This window comes from Syntrophorhabdus sp., assembly GCA_012719415.1.
Taxonomy (GTDB): Bacteria; Desulfobacterota; Syntrophorhabdia; order Syntrophorhabdales; family Syntrophorhabdaceae; genus Delta-02.
Genome location: JAAYAK010000072.1, coordinates 94,702 through 116,805, shown reverse-complemented (window position 1 = coordinate 116,805; position 22,104 = coordinate 94,702). Strand labels below are relative to the sequence as shown.

17 protein-coding genes and 2 tRNA genes are annotated in these 22,104 nt (G+C 57.8%); 6 read left to right on the top strand and 13 right to left on the bottom strand.

Features of this window, described 5'->3' with window-relative positions:
• Positions 1 to 62: 62 nt before the first annotated feature.
• Positions 63 to 635: a nitroreductase family protein gene (locus GXX82_04835; protein NLT22353.1), complete on the bottom strand. Its 573-nt coding sequence runs from the start codon at positions 633 to 635 to the stop codon at positions 63 to 65.
• A 343-nt stretch (positions 636 to 978) separates the two neighbouring features.
• On the opposite strand from GXX82_04835, the gene GXX82_04830 reads away from it, so the two are divergent.
• The 3 genes from GXX82_04830 (at position 979) to GXX82_04820 (ending at position 5,962) form a co-directional block, all read left to right on the top strand.
• Positions 979 to 2,469, top strand: coding sequence for a PAS domain S-box protein (locus GXX82_04830; GenBank protein NLT22352.1), 1,491 nt, complete (start codon positions 979 to 981; stop codon positions 2,467 to 2,469).
• Between the two features lies 1 nt (position 2,470).
• Positions 2,471 to 3,103, top strand: a complete 633-nt coding sequence (locus tag GXX82_04825) for a response regulator transcription factor (protein ID NLT22351.1) — start codon at positions 2,471 to 2,473, stop codon at positions 3,101 to 3,103.
• Positions 3,104 to 3,328: 225 nt separating this feature from the next.
• Positions 3,329 to 5,962: an acyl-CoA synthetase gene (locus GXX82_04820; protein NLT22350.1), complete on the top strand. Its 2,634-nt coding sequence runs from the start codon at positions 3,329 to 3,331 to the stop codon at positions 5,960 to 5,962.
• A gap of 377 nt (positions 5,963 to 6,339) precedes the next feature.
• Here the strand turns inward: GXX82_04820 and acs are convergent, their stop codons facing one another.
• Complete coding sequence (gene acs / locus GXX82_04815; GenBank protein ID NLT22349.1) at positions 6,340 to 8,313, bottom strand: acetate--CoA ligase; 1,974 nt, start codon at positions 8,311 to 8,313, stop codon at positions 6,340 to 6,342.
• A gap of 233 nt (positions 8,314 to 8,546) precedes the next feature.
• Positions 8,547 to 9,353, bottom strand: coding sequence for an alpha/beta hydrolase (locus GXX82_04810; protein ID NLT22348.1), 807 nt, complete (start codon positions 9,351 to 9,353; stop codon positions 8,547 to 8,549).
• A gap of 216 nt (positions 9,354 to 9,569) precedes the next feature.
• Here GXX82_04810 and GXX82_04805 point away from each other — a divergent pair, with 216 nt between their 5' ends.
• Entirely contained in the window at positions 9,570 to 10,358 is a 789-nt protein-coding gene (locus tag GXX82_04805; protein NLT22347.1) for a cysteine hydrolase, read from the top strand.
• Positions 10,359 to 10,549: 191 nt separating this feature from the next.
• Positions 10,550 to 11,095 carry a hypothetical protein gene (locus tag GXX82_04800; protein ID NLT22346.1) on the top strand — a complete coding sequence of 182 codons (546 nt, stop codon included), beginning with the start codon at positions 10,550 to 10,552 and terminating at the stop codon, positions 11,093 to 11,095.
• A 185-nt stretch (positions 11,096 to 11,280) separates the two neighbouring features.
• Here the strand turns inward: GXX82_04800 and GXX82_04795 are convergent, their stop codons facing one another.
• Positions 11,281 to 13,041 carry a formate--tetrahydrofolate ligase gene (locus tag GXX82_04795; GenBank protein ID NLT22345.1) on the bottom strand — a complete coding sequence of 587 codons (1,761 nt, stop codon included), beginning with the start codon at positions 13,039 to 13,041 and terminating at the stop codon, positions 11,281 to 11,283.
• Between the two features lie 202 nt (positions 13,042 to 13,243).
• On the opposite strand from GXX82_04795, the gene GXX82_04790 reads away from it, so the two are divergent.
• Positions 13,244 to 13,726: a hypothetical protein gene (locus tag GXX82_04790; GenBank protein NLT22344.1), complete on the top strand. Its 483-nt coding sequence runs from the start codon at positions 13,244 to 13,246 to the stop codon at positions 13,724 to 13,726.
• Here GXX82_04790 and GXX82_04785 read toward each other — a convergent pair.
• The 9 genes from GXX82_04785 to GXX82_04745 form a co-directional block, all read right to left on the bottom strand.
• Positions 13,710 to 14,561: a glycosyltransferase gene (locus GXX82_04785; protein NLT22343.1), complete on the bottom strand. Its 852-nt coding sequence runs from the start codon at positions 14,559 to 14,561 to the stop codon at positions 13,710 to 13,712. The genes GXX82_04790 and GXX82_04785 overlap by 17 nt on opposite strands.
• A gap of 52 nt (positions 14,562 to 14,613) precedes the next feature.
• Positions 14,614 to 16,632: a DUF1926 domain-containing protein gene (locus tag GXX82_04780; GenBank protein NLT22342.1), complete on the bottom strand. Its 2,019-nt coding sequence runs from the start codon at positions 16,630 to 16,632 to the stop codon at positions 14,614 to 14,616.
• 77 nt (positions 16,633 to 16,709) lie between these two features.
• Positions 16,710 to 16,787: transfer RNA gene (locus tag GXX82_04775), tRNA-Asp, on the bottom strand.
• A 7-nt stretch (positions 16,788 to 16,794) separates the two neighbouring features.
• Positions 16,795 to 16,869, bottom strand: a tRNA-Val gene (locus GXX82_04770).
• Positions 16,870 to 16,912: 43 nt separating this feature from the next.
• Positions 16,913 to 18,163 (bottom strand): ATP-dependent Clp protease ATP-binding subunit ClpX, encoded by a 1,251-nt coding sequence (gene clpX, locus GXX82_04765; GenBank protein ID NLT22341.1) that lies wholly within the window; start codon positions 18,161 to 18,163, stop codon positions 16,913 to 16,915.
• A gap of 6 nt (positions 18,164 to 18,169) precedes the next feature.
• On the bottom strand, positions 18,170 to 18,754 hold the full coding sequence (gene clpP / locus GXX82_04760; protein NLT22340.1) for an ATP-dependent Clp endopeptidase proteolytic subunit ClpP: 585 nt from the start codon (positions 18,752 to 18,754) through the stop codon (positions 18,170 to 18,172).
• Positions 18,751 to 20,037 carry a trigger factor gene (gene tig, locus GXX82_04755; GenBank protein NLT22339.1) on the bottom strand — a complete coding sequence of 429 codons (1,287 nt, stop codon included), beginning with the start codon at positions 20,035 to 20,037 and terminating at the stop codon, positions 18,751 to 18,753. Before tig ends, clpP begins: the two co-directional genes overlap by 4 nt.
• Before the next feature lie 278 nt (positions 20,038 to 20,315).
• The gene (locus GXX82_04750) at positions 20,316 to 21,101 is read right to left on the bottom strand and encodes a ketoacid-CoA transferase (protein ID NLT22338.1); all 786 of its coding nucleotides are present in this window, start codon (positions 21,099 to 21,101) and stop codon (positions 20,316 to 20,318) included.
• A gap of 12 nt (positions 21,102 to 21,113) precedes the next feature.
• The gene (locus GXX82_04745) at positions 21,114 to 22,091 is read right to left on the bottom strand and encodes a CoA transferase subunit A (protein NLT22337.1); all 978 of its coding nucleotides are present in this window, start codon (positions 22,089 to 22,091) and stop codon (positions 21,114 to 21,116) included.
• Between the last annotated feature and the right edge of the window lie 13 nt (positions 22,092 to 22,104).

The window sequence follows — 22,104 nt, the reverse complement described above, 5'->3', positions numbered from 1 at the left end:
AGGTCCGCTCCCGTCGTGGCCCGCAGACAGCGTCTTCTCCCGACCCCGGTGAACCGGACGCCTCAGCGCAGGTACGTCGTCCTGTCCTTCACGGCCTTTCTCGGGACCTCTCGGATATCCGACGCCCTTTTGCCCAGGCACACGAGGGCAAGAGGCACCTTCGCCCCGTCGATCCCCAGTATCTCTCGTAAGGCCTTCTTGTCGAACAGGGTGAACCAGAGCGAGCCCAATCCGAGAGAGTACGCGGCAAGGTGCATGTTCTGGACCGCGGCGGCGCATGCCGCCTGGTATCCCATACTACCCTCTTCCATGAACATATCCACGCCCGTCTTCCCGGGGTCACCCACCACCGCTACAATGACGGGCGCCTGCTTCAGGAAATCCACGCTGTATGAATCGAGCCACTTCCAGCCGCTCCTCTCCAGCGCCCACAGCCGGCATCTCTGCGCCTCGTCAAAGATCCTCTCTCTCACCGCCGCATCGGTGACGACGAAGAATTCCCAGGGCTGCATGTTGAGCGGTGATGGCGCCCACGTTGCGGCCTCCAGGACCTTTTCGACCACATCGTCTCCTACCGGGTCCGGCAGGTAATCCCTGCAGCTTCTCCTTCCGCGCATAGCCGCGAACAGATCCATGTCATCCCCCTTTTGCTGCGTATATTCTGTTACCCCTGATGGTATCAGTCAGTCAGTTTTCTGTCAATAACATCCTAACATCACGGCAAAAGATTGACATCGGCGGCGGGGAATTGTAATATTGAACATGATGCCGGAGCGAACATGAACGTCCGGCCAAATTGGATCTCTCATCGGCTTGTGTTGAGACAGACCCTCACCTTTATCAATCCCACAACAAAGGTGGCTCAACGGCAGGACAGTTCCACGTTCATTGTTCGACGCCAGACGTTGCTGATCCCGGAATGCGGAGCCTGGGACCTGGAACTCTGACCCTGGAACACTGACGCGGCAAGGTGCGGCTATGAAGAGGAAACTGGCACAGACGGTGCTGAAATCAGGAAGAGGCCTCGAGCGCGAACGGCTGAACATGTCGGCCTCCGCCGAGACGGAACTCTACAAGACACTCGCCAACAACCTGCAGGTAGGTGTCTATATTGCCGTCAACAAAAGGTTCCAGTTCGTCAATCTCCATATCCAGGAGTACACCGGCTACACCGAGGCGGAACTCCTGGAAATGGACCCCCTCAGCGTTGTCCATCCCGATGACAGGGTGGCAGCCGTCAAGGAAGCCGTCGACATGCTGAAAGGCCGCCGCCTTACTCCCTTTGAATACCGGCTCATGACAAAGCAGGGACAGGTAAGATGGGTCATGGAAACGGTTACACCCATCATTTTCAAAGGCCAGAAAGCCGTTCTGGGCAATTCGATGGACATCACGGAACACAAGGTGGCAAAGGAAAGCCTCCAGGAACTGGACGCCCTCAAGTCGTCCATCCTCGATGCCATCCCGCAGGCCGTTGTCGGCCTCGAGGACAGGCGGATCAACTTCGCCAACACGGCAGTCGAAGAGGTCTTCGGCTGGCGACCGGAGGAACTCATCGGCAAGAGCGTGACTCTCTTCTACCGGAACGAGAAAGAGGCGGAGGAGATCGGCCGCGACTTCTACAGCACCCTGGAACATCAGCGCACCTTCGTCGCCGAGTTCAATTGCCGGCGCAAGGACGGCAGGGACATCCTCTGCCGCATGAGGTCCGCCCGGATCGGGGACGCGCTGAAACAGCGCAGGATAGTCATCACCTACGAAGACATCACGGAGCAGAGGCTGGCCGAGCAGGAACTGGCAAATTCCCGGGAACAGCTCCGGGAGCTGTCGATCTACCTTCAATCCGTGCGAGAGAAGGAAAGCACGCGCATAGCCAGGGAGATACACGACGAACTGGGACAATCGCTCACGGCCCTCCAGATGGACCTTGCATGGCTCAGTTCTTCGATCCCGCCGGGAGACCTGGCGCTCGCCGGCAAGGTGCAGCGGATGCGCAATCTCGTCGACAGGACAATAGACAGTGTCCACCGCATCTCCACGGAGCTTCGACCCATACTCCTCGATGACCTCGGTCTTGCCGCCGCAATGGAGTGGCAGGTCGGGGAATTTCAGGGAAGGACAGGCGTCCAGTGCGACGCCCGTTTCGACTGTGAGGACGGTTCCGTCGACAAAGACCAGGCCACCGCCCTCTTTCGCATATTCCAGGCGACGCTGACGAACGTCGCCCGTCATTCCGGAGCGACACATGTTCGTGTCCGCCTGTTCCAAAAAGGCGGCAGCCTTTGCCTCGAAGTGACCGACAACGGAAGGGGCATCACCCGGGCGGAAATAGAGAATCCAAAATCGTTCGGGATCATCGGCATCCGGGAACGGGTCAACCTGTGGGGAGGCAGCGTGACTATCAGCGGCAGGCAGCGCAGGGGAACGACGATAAAGGTCCGGATACCCATGCGCAACAGGAGGAGATGACATGATACGGATCCTTGTTGCTGACGATCACTCGGTGGTCCGGGAAGGCATCAAACAGATACTCGCCGGCCTCGATGACATGACCGTCGAGGATGAGGCGGAAAGCGGGCAGGAGGTGCTGCTCAAGATGACGGCAAAAGACTTCGACCTCGTCCTCCTCGATATCTCCATGCCGGGGAAAAGCGGACTCGAGGTCCTTGAAGAGATCAAGGTCATGAAACCCAGGGTGCCTGTCCTCATCCTGAGCATGCATCCTGAGGAGCAGTACGCCGTCCGGATGCTCCGCGCCGGTGCCTCCGGTTATCTGACGAAGGCAAGCGCCCCCCAGGAGTTGATAAGCGCGATCCGCAAGGTCTCCCGCGGCGGCAAGTACGTCACCGTTTCCCTTGCTGAAAAGCTCGCCTTCGAACTCGACGCGGGCGCGGAAAAACCCCGCCACGAAAGGCTCTCCAACCGTGAATACCAGGTCATGCTCATGCTTGCCTCCGGACTGTCCGTAAGCGAGGTGGCCGAAGAGCTGTGCCTCAGCGCGAAGACCATCAGCACCTACCGGACAAGGATACTCGACAAGATGGACATGAAGAAGAACGCGGAACTGACCCTCTACGCGGTAAAGAACAATCTTATCATCTAGCGGCGCCGTCCAGGCACCATCACGGCCAACCCCTTCGTCGGGCTTCGTCCTATGCGACTACCCACCGCATAACCCGACCCTGTAAGCCTGACACCGTCACGGCATTCCTTCAGCTGACCGACACAAAAAACAGACCGCGACCGATACCCCCCCGCCCACCGGCCATGCAATAATAGACTACCGCCATTCGTGGAAAGGCTCACGCGACGGGACAGGTGGACGAAGATGAACGAAAAGAGAACCATCAAGAGCGGCCGCAACGGGCGCAGTACCATCTCGCGAATACTGGATCTTTCACGATCGGAGGGCCGCGATCTCCTTATGGAACACGAAAGCAAGGCGATCCTCGAGAGCGCCGGTATAAGGACAACGGGCGCGACCGTCGTCGCCTCCGGGGAAGAGGCCGTCGAGGCGGCGCGGAACCTCACCTATCCCGTCGTCCTCAAGATCGTCTCTCCCGAGGTGGTCCACAAGACCGACGCGGGAGGCGTGAAGCTGAACCTCGGGAATGATGATGACGTCAGGCAAGCGCACCGCGATATCCTCTCGTCATTCAGCGGCAAGAGCATCACGGGGGTGTCGGTGCAAAGGATGGCTCCGCCGGGAGTGGAGGCGATCGTCGGATTCACACGCGACGACAGTTTCGGGCCGGTCCTCATGTTCGGACTGGGCGGTGTCTTTGCCGAGGTCCTGAAAGATGTGACATTCAGGGTCCTGCCGATAACCGCGGACTCCGCCCGGGAGATGATGAAGGAGATAAAGGGCTTCTCCATCCTGAAAGGATACCGTGGCGTCTCCGTCGACCTTGCGGCCCTCGAGGAAATGCTCCTCGGTGTCTCCGAACTTGCCATGAAGTACCCCGAGCTCAAGGAGCTCGATATGAACCCCGTTCTTCTCTATCCCACCGGTTGCGTCGCGGCGGACGCCCGTATATTCATCGATCATTCCCCCCGGATCTCTCCCGAGGCGCCTCCCGGGGCAAAGGACGACCTTCACGGGCTCTTCTATCCCGAAAGCATTGCCGTACTGGGAGCTACCGATTCCGGGGGCAAACTGGGGTACAACGTGATGCGCAACCTCCTTTCCCACCAGTTCGCGGGAAAGCTCTACCCCATAAATCCCCGCAAGGCATCGGTGCTGGGGATCAGGGCCTATCCGTCCATCCTCGACGTTAAGGACCCGGTGGATACGGTGATCATCATCGTCCCGGCCGGTGCGGCCCCGCAAGCCATCGAAGACTGCTGTGCGAAGGGCGTCAGGCATCTCGTGGTGGAAACGGCAGGCTTCGCGGAAACGGGTGAAGCCGGCAGAAAGACACAGGCCCGCATCAAGGAACTTGTCGTGAAAAAAGGATGCCGGTTGCTCGGCCCCAACTGCTCAGGCATCATCAACACCCATCACAACATGGTCCAATCGATAGGGCTCGTCGGTGAGCTCAAAAGGGGGAATGTGGGGCTCATCGCCCAGGCAGGAGTGTACGCGGCGGGGATGCTCACGGGACTGCACAATATAATGGACTTCGGGATGATCGCCACCATCGGGAACAAGATGGATATCAGCGAGGCCGATATCCTTGAATTCATGGGGGAGGACCCAAACATACGTGTGGTGGGGATGTACATGGAGGACGTGACGAGCGGCCGGCGCCTTACCGAGGTGGCGGGACGGGTCTCCCCGAAGAAACCCGTCATCGCCCTCAAAACAGGGCGTACGGAGGCGGGAAAGAAGGCCGTCTCGTCACACACCGCCTCCATGGCCGGCAACGATGAGATAAACTCCGCGGCATTCCGGCAAAGCGGCATCATACGGGCCCGGGACAACGAACACCTCTTCTCTCTCATGCGGGCCTTCTCCAAACAACCTTTGCCGAAGGGGCCCGGCGTCTTCGTCGTGACATACACGGGGTCCCTTGGTGTCGCGGCCACGGATATGCTCTACACCCGGGGCCTCAAGCTTGCGGACCTGGATACCCGATCGAAGGACAGACTGGCACCCTATCTCGACGATTACCTCAACGTCCAGAACCCCCTGGACTGCTCCTTCAGCATGGATGCCTCACAAGCGCGCGAGCTCATCAGGATCGGGGTCGAAAGCCCGGACGTTCATGCGGTGATCGTCATCGTTCAGGGCGAAATACTGGGATCCTATGTGGAAGCCCTGGCTTCCATCGACTACAGGGGAAAACCGGTCCTGTGCTGCGTGGCGTGCAAGGAGTTCATGATGGACCATGTCATTGAAATGGAACAGAAAGGCATTCCCGTATACTCCACTCCCGAGATGGCCGTCGAGGTCCTGGCGGAGATGTACCGTCACGGCCGCAGGCGCGCCGCGGCGCGCCTTGCCGACCTCAACGGCTTCCTGGCGGCCCGTTCCTTCGAGATAGCCGGCCGGAAGGTTCACCTCAGGCTACTCACACAGGACGATATCGACCTCTGGACCGACTTCGTCAAAAGCTGCTCTCCCCGGTCTCTGTGGATGCGCTTCCTCTCACCTTTTGCTCCTACACCCGAGGCCGCCCGCCGTTACTGCGTCCTCGACCCCGAGGAGGAGGTCGCCGTGGTTGCCGAAACCGTCGAGGGGGACAGCCGGAAACTCGTGGCCATAGCCCGCCTTATCAAGTGCGGCACGACCGGCCAGGCCGAATACGCCGTCATCGTCACCGATTCATGGCAAAAGAAAACGCTGGGCCGTCTGCTCCTCGAGGCCTGCCTCGACCTTTCAAGATACCTCGGCGTCCGCGTCGTCAACGCCGAGATAGTGCAGGAAAACTTCCCCATGAACAAGGTCCTCAACCACTGCAACTTCACAATGCACGCCAAGGAACGCAACATGCTCCTCATGTCGAGAAGCCTGGAATAAAGGACCGTTAGAACCGTTAGAACTGTTGGCACCGTTAGAGCCGTTAGAACGATCTGAATCGTCGGGACGTTGAAGAGAGTCTCTTTGGCGGATTACTCAGGACTACGCCGCACACCCTCGTGCTTCCCATCCTTCCAACGGTTCCAACGGTTCTAACGGTTCTAACCGTCTTCTTTCTTTACTTTTCTTCCGAGTTTTAGTATAGAATAGTGAGTTGAGGGAGATGTGGGTTGGAGAGATTTATCCCCCTCAACTCTGGCAGACGCCGATCGCAATACGGGTACGATCGACAGAAGTTCCTTTGAAAAACACCTGAGATTTTCAGGAGAAGGACCCGGCCGATGACGTGACGTCCGGCCGGGTCCTTCTTTATTGCCTTACTTTATCTTCTTTCTTTCCGCTACCAGGTCATCGACCACATGAGGCTCGGCCAGCGTTGAGGTGTCGCCGAAGTCCTCGAACTTCTCGGCCGCGACCTGCCTGAGCACGCGACGCATGATCTTGCCGGACCGTGTCTTGGGAAGCCCGTCCGCCCACTGGATGAGGTCAGGCGTGGCGATGGGGCCGATCTCTTTGCGCACCAGCGCGACAAGATCCTTCTTCAGGGCCTCGTCTTTCTCGACGCCCGTGTTCAGGGTCACGTACGCGTAGATACCCTGACCTTTGATGTCATGCGGGAAGCCCACGACCGCTGATTCCGCGACCTTCGGGTGGGACGTCAGCGCCGCCTCAATCTCTGCGGTACCCAGCCTGTGGCCGGACACGTTGATAACATCGTCGATCCTTCCGGTGATCTTGTAGTCGCCGTCGGCATCCCTCTCCGCGCCGTCGCCGGAGAAGTAGAGGCCGGGGAACTGGGAGAAGTAATTCTCCTTAAAGAGTTTGGGATTGCCCCACACACCCCTCATCATGCCGGGCCATGCGGTCTTCATGCAGAGCGCGCCCTTGCCCGGGCCCACGACCTCTTTGCCGTCCTCGTCCATGATGGCCGGGATAACACCGAAGAAAGGCCTCATGCACTTTGCCGGCTTGATATCGACCGCGCCGGGGAGAGGAAGGATCATGTGTCCGCCGTTCTCCGTCTGCCACCAGGTATCGACGATCGTGCACCGTGAGCCGCCGACCTTGTTGTAGAACCACCACCAGGCTTCAGGGTTCAGGGGCTCTCCCACGGAACCGAGAACGCGCAGGGAGGAGAGGTCATGTTTCTCGACCCACTCGTCGCCTTCCTTGGCAACGGCGCGGATGGCCGTCGGGGCGGTATAGAAGTTGTTGACGTTGTATTTTTCGACCACCTGCCAGAACCGGTCGAAACCGGGATAGCTGGGGACGCCTTCGAAGAGGATGCTTGTGTGCCCGTTGGTAAGCGGCCCGTAGGCGACGTAGCTGTGCCCCGTCACCCAGCCGATATCGGCCGTGCACCAGTAGACATCTTCCTCGCGAACGTCGAAGGCAAGCTGCTGCGTCATCGACGCGTACAGGAGGTAACCCGCGGTCGAGTGCTGGACACCCTTGGGCGTTCCCGTGGACCCTGACGTGTAGAGGATGAACAGCGGGTCCTCGGCATCCATTTCCTCGGGTTTGCAGTAGCGGTCAGCTTTTGCCATCAGGTCATCCCACCAGACATCCCTGCCCTCTTTCATGGTGACGGGCGTGCCGGTACGCTTCACGACGATCTCCGTCTTGATGGACGGGCACTGCTCGGCTGCCTTGTCCGCGTTGTCCTTCTGCGGGACCGCCTTGGCACCGCGGTAGGTACCGTCGCAGGTGATGAGCACTGTGGATTTGCAGTCGTTGATCCTGTCTCTCAAGGCCTCCGCCGAGAAACCGCCGAAGACGATGGCGTGCACCACGCCTATCCTGGCGCAGGCAAGCATGGAGATGACGAGTTCGGGGATCATGGGGAGATAGATCGAAGCGACATCACCCTTTTTGAGGCCGAGGCCCTTCAGGACGTTGGCGAACCTGTTCACTTCCCGGTACAGGTCCCAGTAGGTGAAGACCTTCCAGTCATTGGGGTCGTTGCCTTCAAAGATGATGGCCGCTTTGTTCTTCTTCGTCTCCAGGTGCCGGTCGAGGCAGTTGTAGCTGGCGTTCAGCTTGCCGCCCTCAAACCATTTCACGTGCAGGTCGTCGCCGAAAGACCAGTCGGAGATCTTTTTCTTGTCAAAGGGTTTGAACCAGGTAAGCCGTTTTTCGGCCTCTTTCGCCCAGAAGGCGTCAGGGTTTTCGATGGACTCCTTGTAGAGCTTTTCGTACTCTTCCCTGCTCTTGATGTACGATTTTTCCCTTACCCTGTCAGGAACAGGAAATACTTTGTCGTAGAAATCGGTTTCGTTAGCGTTTGCCATTCTTCTTCTCCTTGTCCTTCAGATTTACCGATGCGGCACTCACAGCCGCATTCTCTCATCAGTTACCAATCCCACAGTATCAGGTTAGAATAAATCCTGAGTCTTTGGTATCGGGATGGGGATGAATTAGATGTGGGTGAAACGCCTACAAGCCATAATAGCATGACTGACGTCCCGGCTGAGGCTGGACCGGCAGCGGCACGGCCAAAGAGGAAGATGAAGGTTCCCCGGCGCTATTTCACTACAAAATCCATTATCTCTCTCAACATCGCATCGCTCGCGAACATGGGCCAATCATTGTGCCCGGCACCCTTTATGGTCCACATCCGCTTCCTTCCGGGAATCGAAGCATAGAGGGCCTCAGCGTGCCCCACGGGGATGATGTCATCGCGCTCGGCACCGATGATCGCCGTCTTACCGCCAAAGGTCGCCAGGTTCGCCACGCTGTCGTAACGGTCCTTCAGAACAAGCCGGGCAATGAAAGCGGGCGCGTGCGAAGCCGCCACGGACAGGAGGCTGTCCCAGGGCGTGAAAAGAACGATCCCTTCCACGGGTACCGGCGACCTGCCGGCCACCGCGGCCACAACACCGCAGCCGAGTGATTCTCCCAGCAGATAGATGGGCGCGCCGTACTCCGCGAAGGCAGCCTCGACGGTCCGGCGGGCATCCTTCACGAATTGATCCTCTCCCCGGCTCCCTGGCCGCCCCCCGTAACCCGGATACTCGGCGAGGATGACGCGATAGTTGAGAGGAACGAGCGTCTTCGCGTAGAACCCTCGGTCGGCAGCCTTGCCCGCGTTGCCGTGGAAGACGATGACCGTGCCTGCCGGGGTGTCCGTTTCCGGTGCGCTGACAAGTCCCCGGTAATCATTCTCCGACACCATCCAGAACGCCAGGCCCCGCTGCGTCAGGGATCCGGCGGAGGGCCGGACGTGATCGGGAAAGTACAGGAAATGGTCCTGCAGCACATCACACCCCGCAACCGCCATTGCCATGAGAAGCATCACTGCCAGCGCCGCTGTCTTCCTTGTTCCCTTCATCCGTGCCTGCACCACCCTGCCCTGCAGACTATTATAAAGGAAGATAACCCGCAGGGGAATACCCCCGGGCCAAACCTGTCATCCCCGGCCGTTACGTGTATTTTTTCTTGCATGCCTGTGGAAATACGGAGAGAATTAGGAGTTCACGACAACCGGACGAGAGCCTGATACGCGCCTTAAGCGTATCGACGGCACACCAATAAAGGAGGAGTCTCCATGAAGACCGTATCCGGAACGATTCTTGCCCTCCAGGTTCTGGGATGCCTGATGAGCTTCGCTGTCGTCACCCTTGGGGCCGGCGGCGACGCGAAAGAGGGAGTGCTCGAGGAACTCCGCCGGGAAACTGCCCCTGCCCTCAAGCAGACGGGACGGTCTGCGCAGATCTTCCATCTCGATCCTTCAAGAGCCGCCCTTGTCATCATCGACATGCAGAACTTCTCCTGCGCGCCCTCCGGGGAAGCACCCATGTCCGGCATCGCCTCCACCGTAGCGCGTACCAACAACCTCGCGGATCACTGCCGGTCCCTGGGGGTTCCCGTGATATGGGTGCGGCAGAACATCACCTGCGGGCCGGAAGGCGACACCGGAGGCCTCTATGGGGCATTCCACAACAAAGACCACGTGAAGGCCATATGCAACAAGGGAAAGGGCACGGAGATATTTCGGGACATGCACGTCGATCCCGTCAGGGACCACATCGTGTTCAAGAACCGTTACAGCGCATTCCTGTCCAACCCGCCGGAGCTCAGGCAGAAACTGGACAGTCTGCACAGGACCCAGCTCATCATAACAGGCGTCGCGGCAAATGTCTGCGTCGAGTCCACCGCGAGGGACGCCATGCAGCTTGACTACGAAGTGACGGTCGTCGCCGACGCCACAGCCTCACCCGACACAGCCCTCCTCAGGAACGCGCTGAAGAATATCACACTCTTCTTCGGAGACGTCCGCTCGACGGATGAGGTCGTGGAGGAGCTCAAGAGGAACGGGGGCGGAGATGGCCGATAAGCAAAAGGAAAGGCTGGAAGAGATCCTCTCCCGGCAGGTACGGAAAATGGCAGATTGGTCGTGCCTCTCCGGGAGAGCCGGGTCCCTGCGCTACATCGGAGCCGTGGAATGACGGTCGCCGGCCTTGTGTTGGTCCCGCCGATCGTAGTACTCTATAGGCCGGTTCCTACATTATCCGGGAGGAAATGACCATGAGTGCCGCCGTTAGATCCATCTTTGCCCTTCAGCTGATCGTCCTGTCCCTGGCGCTGTGCCTTCCAGCCTTTGCCGATACGCCCGCCCCTCCCCGCGATTACGCGAAGGAGACAGAGGACGGACAGTACATCTTCGTGATGCTCGCTCCACCGGAGAGATGGGTGAGCAAAGACCCGGAGCTGAGAAAAACTTACACGACATCGGGGCTTTACAGGAACGATGGTTCCGCTACCCCCCTGTGGACCGTCCACTGGTATTCCTTCTCCGTCTACCCCAGTTCGGACGGCCGCCACATCGTCCGCATGGGGCCCTGGGCATCATCTGTCGAGCAGTTGGCGCTCGCCTTCTACGAGAACGGAAAGGAGCTGAAAAGCTACCTCATCAGGGACCTTATCAAGAACCAGTTGAAGCTAAAGCACACCGTGAGCCATTTCTTCTGGCAGAAGGAATTGAAGTACAACGACAAAGAGGGCACGATACTCATCAAGACCCACGACGACCAGGCCTATCTCTTCTCCGTGAAGACGGGGGAAATACAGTAAAGAAGGTTCAAGGGTTCAAGAGTTCAAGAGTAAAAAGAAAAAAACACCGGATGCCTTCGACCGTTGTGCGAATTGTCTTGAGACAGGGAGCCTGCACGTGACACGGTGCAGGTTCCCTGTCTCAAGGGTCTTACCTTTGAACCCTTGAACTTTTGAACTCTTGAACGGTCTTTTCGGGCTTTTCGCTAGAAAAGACCCTTTACTTTTCCCGTCTCCACGTCGACGTCGATCCTGCGGAAGGCCGGGTCGGAGCTGGTGCCGGGCATGAGGCTTATGGCCCCGGTGACGGGGCAGAGGAACCGCGCCCCGGTGAAGACAAGGATATCCCGGACGGGAAGCCTCCAGCCTTTCGGGACACCCTTGAGCTCCGGTTTGTGGGAGAGGCTGAGGTGGCTCTTGACCATCACGGTGTAATAGTCGCTCTTCCCCGGATCCGTCTCCAGGCGCCGCGCCTTCTCCTCCGCCTCGGGGATCCACAGAACGCCGTCGGCACCGTAGATGTTCTTCGCTATCACGTCGACCCTTTGCATAAGAGGCATCTCAAGGGGATAAAGATATCCGAACTCGACCTTTTCATCGCAGGCGTCGATAACGGCGTCGGCAAGCTCCAGAGCCCCCTCTCCGCCCTTCAGCCACTGCTCCGATACGGCAACGCGAGCGCCCTCGGCCTCCGCGTGCCTTCTCACCAGCGCGATCTCGTCATCCGTGTCCGTCGTAAACCTGTTTATACACACCACGGGCTTGATCCCGGACATCTTGACTATCCGCACATGGTGAAGGAGGTTCGGGATACCTTTCTCCAGCAGCCCCAGGTCTTCCCGGGTGTATTCCTGCGGCAGCGGGATGCCCGGCGCCACACGCGGCCCTCCGCCATGCATCTTGAGGGCCCGTATGGTCGCGGTGATCACCGAGACACTGGGTTTGAGACCGCTCAGTCTGCACTTCACGTTCCAGAACTTCTCAAAACCGATGTCCGCGCCAAAACCACTCTCGGTGACGTGGTAGTCGAAAAGCTTAAGACCCAAAAGGTCGGCGATGATCGACGATTGCCCGATGGCTATGTTCCCGAAGGGTCCGGCATGTACCATGATGGGTTGGCCTTCCACGGTCTGCAGGAGGGTGGGGTTGATGGTGTCCTTCATGATGGCGCACATCGCCCCTGCCACCTCGAGGTCCTCGGTGGTGACAGGCTCACCATTCTTGCGGTAGGCGACGGTGATCTCGCCGATACGTTTGCGCAGGTCCTTGAGGTCCCGCACGATAGACAGGATGGCCATGAGTTCGGAGCTGACCCCGATATCGAAATGGGATTGCATCGTGAAGCCATCCATCCTTCCACCCATCCCGACGACAATGTTGCGGAGCGCCTGGGCGCAGAAGTCTATGACCCATCCCATCTGGATATTGGTGGGGTCCACGTCGAGACGCTTAAGACCTCTCTTCGCCAGCTCGCTGTCACCGTAGTTGCGTTCGTGCTGCATCCGCGCGGTGAGGGCGACCATGGCGATGTTATGGGCGTTCATGATGCGGTCTATGTCACCGGTCAGACCCAGGGAGAACTCCGTCAGCGGCACGACCTGAGCGTTTCCTCCGCCTCCCGCGCTCCCCTTGACGTTCATCGTCGGACCTGTCGAGGGCTGTCGAATGGCCCCTCCCACATTTCGGCCCCTCTTTCCCAGCCCCTCGAGAAGACCGACCGTTGTTGTCGTCTTGCCTTCACCGAGGGGAGTGGGGGTTATGGCCGTGACGTCTATGTACTTTCCGTTCGCCCTCTCCCCCATGCGCTGCATGATCGCGGCATAATTCAGTCGTCCCACCTTGCCGTACGGTATGACCTCGCCATCACCGAGACCCATCTCATCGCTGAGTTGCTGGATACTCTTCATCCTCTCCTCGGCGGCCTCGGATATCTGCCAGTCCGCCATCTTTGTCGCGTCATAGGGCATACGTGGGCTCCTTTTTCGTGAGAAAGGTTTGAACTTCACCTGAAAGCATTGATAAATATACAGGTTTCTGTCCCATTTCTCAAGTCCGGTGGCTCGATGCCCCATCTTTAGCGTTGAATATGTTCGCCGCTTCTGGTAGTTTTTCAACGATACCGCCGGGGCAGGCACCGGAAGAGATGCCCGGCGAAGCAACGAGGTGGCTATGGATCTGACGACATCGGGAGAATTGAGCGGTATCTTGAACGTCCTGTCCTTTATGGCGGAGGCGGAATCGGCGCTCGCGGAGCTTTATCATGTCTGCGGTGAGGCCTGGCAGGATACGCGAGCTTTCTGGTCCGGCATTGAGGAGGAAGAGAATAGACACGCGCGCAATATCGAGAGAATGAAGGACATCATCACCCAAAAACCGGAGCGCTTCGAGAGGGGCCGCCCCTTCAACATTGTGGCCGTCCAAACCTTCGTCAAGGGTATCAGAGGCAATACGGAGAAGGTAAGGACGGGCGCCCTCCAGAGGAGAAACGCCCTCTTTCTGGCCCGGGACCTGGAACAATCGATCATGGAACAACGTTATGGCGAGATCGTCAAGACCGGTGACACCGAATATCTCGGTCTCATGAAGGAGATAATCTCCGATACCGTTACACACAAGGCCAGGATAGACGCGGAGATCAAGAACCTGAACTGATCTGTTTCCCCGGGGTCGCTCTTTCTTCATAGACCGATGCCAGTTTGAGATAGCGCTCCCCTTCTTCCTTCTTGCCTCTTTTCATGGCACCGACCCCGTAAATGCGGCATTTTGCTCGGAGCTCCTCGATCGCCTTCCGGGTCTGTCCGTGAGACAGGGCGCCGCTATCGAGGACCTTCACGATGCTCGCTATCCTGAATCGGTCCATACCGTCATAGGCCCGTGAAAGCTGATCGGGATGGCCTCCCCGCTTGATGATGAGCTGCCTTTCGATGAAGGTCACAGGGAACCGTGCGGTGATACGGAGCCACATGTCGTAGTCCTCGCAAACGGGCAGGGACTCATCGAAAGCACCCACGGCATCGAAAACACCCCGGTGGATGACCGCCGACGACGCGCTGATGATGCACAGGGGCAGGCAGTGTTCGAAGATCTCCCCCGAGAACTTGCGGTGCCGCAGTCTCTGGTTGAGCCTTTCCCCGTTGCGTATCCATATCTCGTCCGTGTAGGTGAGCGGCGTGCCCGTTTGCTCCATTTCGTCCATCTGGATGGAAAGCTTCTTCTTCTTCCAGAGATCGTCGACATCGAGAAAGGCAATGTAGTCGCCGCGGGCAATTGCGAGCCCCGCGTTCCTGGCGCTCGAGATCCCGCCGTTCTCTTTCCAGGCGTACCTCACCGGGAGTCCGGCGACCTCGTCCCGTGACCCGTCCGTGGATCCGTCGTCGACCACGATGATCTCCTTGTCCCGGTAATCCTGGGCCAGGACCGATGCGAGGGCTTCTTTAAGGAAGTGACGGCGGTTGAAGGTTGTGATGATGACGGAAACCCTGGGCATTGGCCTCCTCGTCCGTTCAGCGTTCCATTATTGGCTGAGACCGCACGTGAGGTCAGGCCTGACGGGCCTTATCCATCCGGACCTTGAGAGAGATGTGCCTCGGGCCACTGGCAAGGTCGACGCGCCAGACAGGCATGACCATGGTGCTCTGATAATTGCGCTCGAAACCGTTTTCCGAAAGGGAGACGACCTCAACGGGAAAGGTCCAGAGTTCCGCGGCCTCCCCAAGTTCCAGGAAGACCTCGATGTCCTGGTAGGGGTCATGGAACCTCAGGTTCGCGGCCGGCCCGAGGATATCCTGGAGCGTCAGCGGATATCTGCCCCTCTCTGTCTCCAGGTAACGGTCCCCTCCGCTTCCCAGAAAGGCGAAGTTGAACTCCACCCCGAAGAGGAAGGGGACATTCACATCCCCCGCAAGATCATAGTCAACGGTGAATTCCGCGGTCCCTTCCCCGACGGAGACCCTCTTCCCGATGGAAAGGGGCAGGACACCATCGGCCACCCGGAAATTCCCGTCCCGCCGCAGCAGGAGCTCCACTGTTCTCTTCCCCTTCTCCATTGCCGCGGTGTAGGGCTCCATAACGAAATCGCCGGGCTCGACGCATTCACACCGGTAAAACGCCTCCAGCGTGGCGTCCGTTCCCAGAACGTGGTCCACGAGGGAGGCCCTGCGGTGCCAATCGTAGTGGAGAAAGCGCTCAAGCCCCTCCTCTTTTGCCATCACCATGTCGTGGATCGTCTTTGTTCCGTCAGCGGAGGACTGGCTGACAGCCTCCCTGATCTTTTCATGGTACCCTTCGTACCGCCTCTTGAGCGTGGCCATGATATTGACGGACGAAGGCTTGTAGTCGAGACCGTACAGCACCCCTCCTTCTCTCAGGCGAAAGGATGCCTCCATCTCGTTGTTCCTGATCACGGCCTCGTCGTGACCGTCGAGATTGATGTCCTCGATATATCCTTTGACGAAGGGTTTCTTTGGATCGAGCAGCTTCGCCGCCTCGATGAGATGACGCCAGACCGACCCCCTCAGGTGCGGCAGGTACAGGCCGCCGAAGACCCCGTGCCAGTAGCTGTCGTTGGCCTGTGCCATGTAGACGTGCCTTTTCGCCTCGGGGTTCATCTTCGCCGCTTTTGAAAGGCGCATCATCCTCTTGTGCATGTCGTTGCTCTCGCTGTACTTCACGAGAAAATGCCTGTAATAGCCGCCTCTCAGAAAATCACGGTATTCAAGGTCCTCCGCGTGGAGGAGCTCGGAGTATTCCCTCGCCCGCGGAGCGGGAAGGCACCACTCCTCCATCTCCCTGTAAGATTCGCAGGGAAGGTATATCCGGCCCCTGGGCGGCACCGCGGCCATATAGTCACTGAACGTCACCGTCTGCAGCCAGTCGGCGTTATCGCTGAGGTACCGGAAGAACGATTCGAGCCAGTGCTCCCTGTCATAGACGTAGTCGAACGTGCCCGGCCAGAGCCCGAACTTTTCCCCATCGTCGGCGAACACGGCAACGTCGGCGCCGGCAGCCGCCATGTCCCGGAAACTCTCATTCACTGTCTCGATGCTCTTGAAAGGAATGACGTACCTCAGCAGCTCGGAACCGGGGAAGATGGAAAGCTTCTCGCCGCCAGCCTCGGTGATGAAGTAACCGTGGAGTTCCTCATCCCTCAGACCAACGGATTTGAAATGATTGTCGTCAATGACGGTGTATTCGATCCCGGCCCGCGCCATGACCTTCGGCAGCTGCGGCTCGTAGACCCGCTCCGCCAGCCACATGCCGCGGGGGCGCACACCGAAGGTCTCTTCCATCAGGTCGAGGTGGAGCCGTATCTGCGCGCGGGCGTCGTCCTCGGGAAGAAGCGCGAGGATGGGCTCGTACATTCCCCCCGAAAGGACCTCGAGCTGGCCCCTGTCGCAGAGGGACTTAAGGAGAGTTATGTATCCGGGCTTGTTCTCTTTCAGCCATTCAAAAAGGAAGCCCGTGAAATGGATGTTGACCTTGATCTCCGGGAAGTCCTTCAGGACAGAAAAAAAAGGCATATACGAACGCGTATAGGCCTCTTCCAGAATGTGGTCCATATTGCCGACTGGTTGATGATTGTGTATGCAGATGATGAGGTTCATAGCCATACAGATACCAGTCTATGTATCAAAAATGGCGGGGTCGACGAGAATTGAACTCGCGGCCTCCGGCGTGACAGGCCGGCGTTATAACCAGGCTTAACTACGACCCCGCGTAAATGGTAGGCGGAACAGGTTTTGAACCTGCGACCCTCGGCTTGTAAGGCCGATGCTCTCCCGCTGAGCTATCCGCCCAACAGGGGTGAATATAACAGGTTCACCGTGAAATGTCAACCTCTCACGCACTCTCGGCCTCTTCTTCGTAGATGAGGATGGGCCTTTCGTGGTTGACGATCACCTCTTCGCTGATGACACACTCTTTGACATTGGACAGCGAGGGTATCTCGTACATGACGTCGAGCATCACCTTCTCCATGATCGACCGCAAACCACGGGCCCCGGTCTTCTTCTTCATGGCCTCCCTGGCGATGCCGCGGAGCGACCCTTCAGTGAAGGTAAGCTTGACGTTCTCGAGGTCGAAAAGCTTCTTGTACTGCTTAACAATGGCGTTCCTCGGCCTCTTCAGGATCTCCACCAGGTTCTCCTCGGAGAGTTCCTCGAGGGTTGCCGTGATGGGCAGACGGCCGATGAACTCGGGTATGAGCCCGTATTTGAGAAGGTCTTCGGGCTGGATGTCCCGGATGAGCTCGGAATACATCTTGTCCCTTCCGCCTTCCACGTCGACACCGAATCCGATGCTCTTCTTCCCTATCCTGCTTGCTATGAGGCCCTCGATGCTGTGGAACGCGCCCCCGCAGATGAAAAGTATGTTCGATGTATCGACCTTTATGTAGTCCTGCTGGGGATGCTTCCTGCCGCCTTTGGGCGGCACGTTCGCGACGGTGCCCTCGATTATCTTGAGGAGGGCCTGCTGGACCCCTTCCCCGGAAACGTCACGGGTTATCGATGGACTGTCCGTCTTGCGTGAGATCTTGTCGATCTCGTCGATGTACACTATGCCCCGCTCCGCCCGTTCAACGTTGTAGTCGGCCGACTGAAGCAGGTACAGGATGATGTTCTCCACGTCCTCGCCGACGTACCCCGCCTCGGTGAGCGTGGTCGCATCCGCGATGGTGAAGGGCACATGGAGTATCTTGGCCAGCGTCTGCGCGAGGAGCGTCTTCCCCGAGCCCGTGGGACCGATGAGCAGGATATTGCTCTTCTGGATCTCCACATCGTCGAACTGCGTCTTTGATTCTATCCTCTTGTAGTGGTTGTAGACCGCGACGGAAAGCACCTTCTTCGCGTGGTCCTGCCCGATGACGAAATCATCGAGGAGCTTGTTTATCTCGTGGGGCTTCGGGATCGCCGTCTTAATATAGTCGAAACGTTCCTTCTTGGCCTCTTCCTGTATTATCTCGTTGCACAGTTCGATACATTCGTCGCAAATGTAAACCATCGGTCCGGCTATCAGCTTCTTGACCTCGTCCTGGCTCTTTCCGCAGAAAGAGCAGTTGAGCTTGATGGTCCTGCCGTTTGTCTTTTTGATCATGTTCTACAACCTCTTCTCAAGGATCTGATCTACTATACCATACTCTATGGCTTGCTGTGCGTCCATGAAATAATCGCGTTCCGTGTCCTTCGCGACCTTCTCTAGAGGCTGACCGGTATGTCTCACGAGTATGGTGTTGATCGATTCCCGCATTCTCAGTATCTCTTTTGCCTGGATGTCGATATCGCTCGCCTGCCCCTGCGCTCCGCCAAGCGGCTGATGGATGAGGATCCGCGAGTGAGGCAGCGCGAAACGCTTGCCTTTCTCTCCCCCGGCAAGGAGCACCGCTCCCATGCTTGCGGCCTGCCCGATGCAGGTGGTCACGACAGGCGCCTTTATATACTGCATCGTGTCATAGATGGCAAGCCCGCTGGTGATGATGCCCCCCGGGCTGTTGATGTAAAGATATATGTCCTTTGACGGGTCTTCGGATTCGAGGAACAGGAGCTGGGCGATGATGATGTTCGCCACCATATCGTCGATCCCTGTGCCCAGGAAGACAATGCGCTCCTTGAGAAGCCGCGAGTATATGTCATACGCCCGCTCGCCCCTTCCGTCCTTCTCGATGACTATCGGTACAAGACTCATTCTTTCTCCTTCGGCACATCCTTTACCACTGCATTGGCAAGCACGAAGTCTATGGCTTTCTCTTCAACGATGTTGTCCCTGAGCCCTGCCACGAGACCGTACTGCTCATAAATGCCCTTGACCTCATTGTATGTCTTGTTGGCATCTTCTGCAATCGTTTTCAGACGTTCTTCCACATCCCTGTCGTCCGCCTTGATGCCTTCCTTCTCCGCGATCCGGGCGAGGACGATCTCGGCCTTGATCCGTTCCTCGGCCCGTTTTCCGAAATCGGCATGCATCCTTTCGGACATGGACTGCAGTTCCTCGGCAGACAATTTGTCTGTCTGGTAGCGTGATTGGGCTTCCTCTATCATTCCGTGCACGCGTTTCTCCAGGAACCTTTTCGGAACGGGGATCTCCCTGTCCTTGAGAAGCGTGTCCAGCGCCTTCCGGGTTAGCTCGCTCTTGCGGAAGCCTTCCTTCTCCTTCACCAGCTCTTCCCTCACGCCCTTGCGCATCACCTCGAGGTTCTCAAAGCTCATGTCTTTGGCGAACTCGTCGTTGACCTCAGGGAGCACCTTCTGCTTGATCTCCTTCATGGTGACCTTGAAAAGGATCTTCTTCGACGCGATGTCCTTGTCGGGATAATCGTCAGGAAAGGTCACCTCCACGTCCCTCTCCTCGTTCTCCTTCATACCGATGACGGCATCTTCGAACTCGGGCATGAGCATCGCGTTCCCGAGCTCAAGGGGATAACCGTCAGCCGCGATCTGCTTCAACGCCTCTCCGTCACGGTATCCCTGGTACTTGATGATAACGAAGTCGCCCTTCTGCGCCGTCGCTTCGCCTTCCTTCGCCTCGAAGCTGGCATGGAACTGACGCATGCTCTCGATGCGATGCTCCACGTCCTCATCGGATATGCTGATGGGCTCCGCCTCGATCTTAACGCCCTTGTATTCGGGCAGTTCGATCTCGGGAAGAACCTCGCATTCAAGTGTGTAGCCCGGCTCGTCGCCTTCCAGAAAATCGGCCACTGGCTCCGTGACAGGCTCCACATTCGCCTCTTTCAGCGCGTCGAACATGGTATTCTGAAGCATCCTCTTCCGTGTCTCTTCCTCGATATATTCCTTGTAGTACTGGGTGATGATGGCTCTCGGGACCTTTCCCTGCCTGAACCCTTTGATCTTCGCACTTCTTCTTATCTCATCATAAATGGATTCCCTTATCCCGGAAACGGTCTCCCGGGGAAGAAGAACTTCAACTTTCTTTCTCACGCTGTCGAGCGCTTCAACCTGAACCTTCATAATACCTCCGACATGAAAAAGGGACTTTAAAGTCCCTTGAAAACTGCCTTATTATAAACCTAATTCTGCGAAATTAGCAATAGAAAGGAGCCGTTAAAGCCGTTAGAACCGTTAGAACGGTTTGAGCCGTTTGATCGAAAGAAGGACGATCCCTGATGTAGACGGAAGACCATCAGGGATATAGGAACCAAATCTGCCATAACCTTTAACGGCTTTAACGGTTCTAACGGTTCCAACGGTTCTAACGGTTCCAACGGTTCTAACGGTTCTAACGGTCTTTACCGCTGCGGCGCCTCCAGGATGACCTGGCAGATGAGGCGCTGGGGGTCCACCTCTTCGCGCAGTATCTGGAGCTCACCGGGGGTGGGGAGTTCCGCTTCCACGGCCATGGACGTGTCTATGGGGAAACCGGTGCTCTCCACTATCCTCTCCACTGTAACACCCGGGAAATACTCCGTGAGGTACATTTCCTTCGTCTCTTCGTGAAACTTGAGCACGCCGAGATTGGTAACAACCGCCAGGGCGCCCCCGCGCCTCAGGCCGAGCTCTTTTCGCGAGTTGCCGCCCTTGTACCAGCCGACACTGGTGAGGTAATCCAACTTCTCGACAAACCTGCGTTTCTCGTGCTGCATGAAGGTTATCACCCCCGACGCGTAGGTCGCCACGTCACAGGCGCCCCCGCTGCCGGAGAAACGGGTCTTGGGCTTGAAGTAGTCGCCGATGCAGGTGGTGTTGAGGTTTCCGTACCGGTCTATCTGGGCCGCCCCCAGGAAGGCGACGGTATGCAGCTTGCGATGGCCGACTATCGAGAAAGCCTCTATGAGCCCGGAATTGAGCGACGTGCCAGCCATCGCCCTCAGGTCAGCAACAGCCATCGGTATCTCGTCGAGAGACGGGTCGATACCTCCCGTCTCGAAGAATATGACCGCCTTCGGAGCGAAGATCCTCTTCGCAGCGGTGGCCGCCAGTATGGACACGCCTGTTCCCGCGAACACTATGTCGCCATCCTTTATGAACCGCCCTGCCGCCAGAGCCATCATTTCATTGTCGCTGTACTGGATCATGAGATAGCCTCCTTATTTCCTGTCGAGTCCCGGCGCGTATCCGATCACGGGATTGGCCTTGATCTTGAGTATCATCTCCATTCCCACCTTTGTGAGATAGTCTTCCCAGGAACCGACCCCGTAGACCCATTCCTCGAGATACTCCTTGAAGAGGGCGTCATCCTCGGCCATCTTGCGGTAAAGATTGAGGTGTCTCGGATCGTAATCGTAGAAGCCGTAGCATGCCGTAGGATGCGCACCATAGGGAACCTTGACAATGGCGTCCACAAAAAAGGGAGGCAATGAATTCTGATCGGGATCCGTCCGAATGAACGACCTCGGTACTATATCCTCGCAGGTAACGATCACCACATCAGCCGCCTTGGCCTGCTCCAGATCCGCAAAGGTCAGACCCTTCATCCGCACCGTGCCGTCGTCACCGACGAACTGCGCATGCAGTATGGTGACATCAGGCGTCAGAGCCGGCAGGAGGACCACTTCGTCCTTTTCGTCACGAAAGGGGTTCTGCATCTTCGCGTACTTTTTGCTCGCCACCTTCTCCTCCAGCCTGATATCGGCCGGGAAACCTTCATAGTTCATGAGGTCGGACCCGAGCCCGGACTTGGTCGGGATGAAGGGGATGCTCAACGCTCCCGCGAGGAATCTCAACGACATCTGGTAGTTCGAGTAGTCCTCGAACTCTATCTCCGCTCGCTGTACGGCCTTCTTGAACCTCACGCACGTCGGCGCGTAGCGCCCGTTGCCCCCGTAAGCTATCTCCAGTCTCCTGACACACCCCGCGCCTATAAGGACATCGAGCGCCTGCCCGTGGGAATGGCAGACGAGGTGGATGTCCTTCACCCTCTGGCGCACGATCTCGTACGCGACCGCCATCGGATTGCGGGTAATGGTGAACCCCCCTATGGCTAGCTGGCAACCATCCTTTACGAACCGTGAGACGGCCTCATCGAGACCCATCAACCTGTCAGCGATCTCTGGATACCTGTTCATTCGCTCTCTCCTT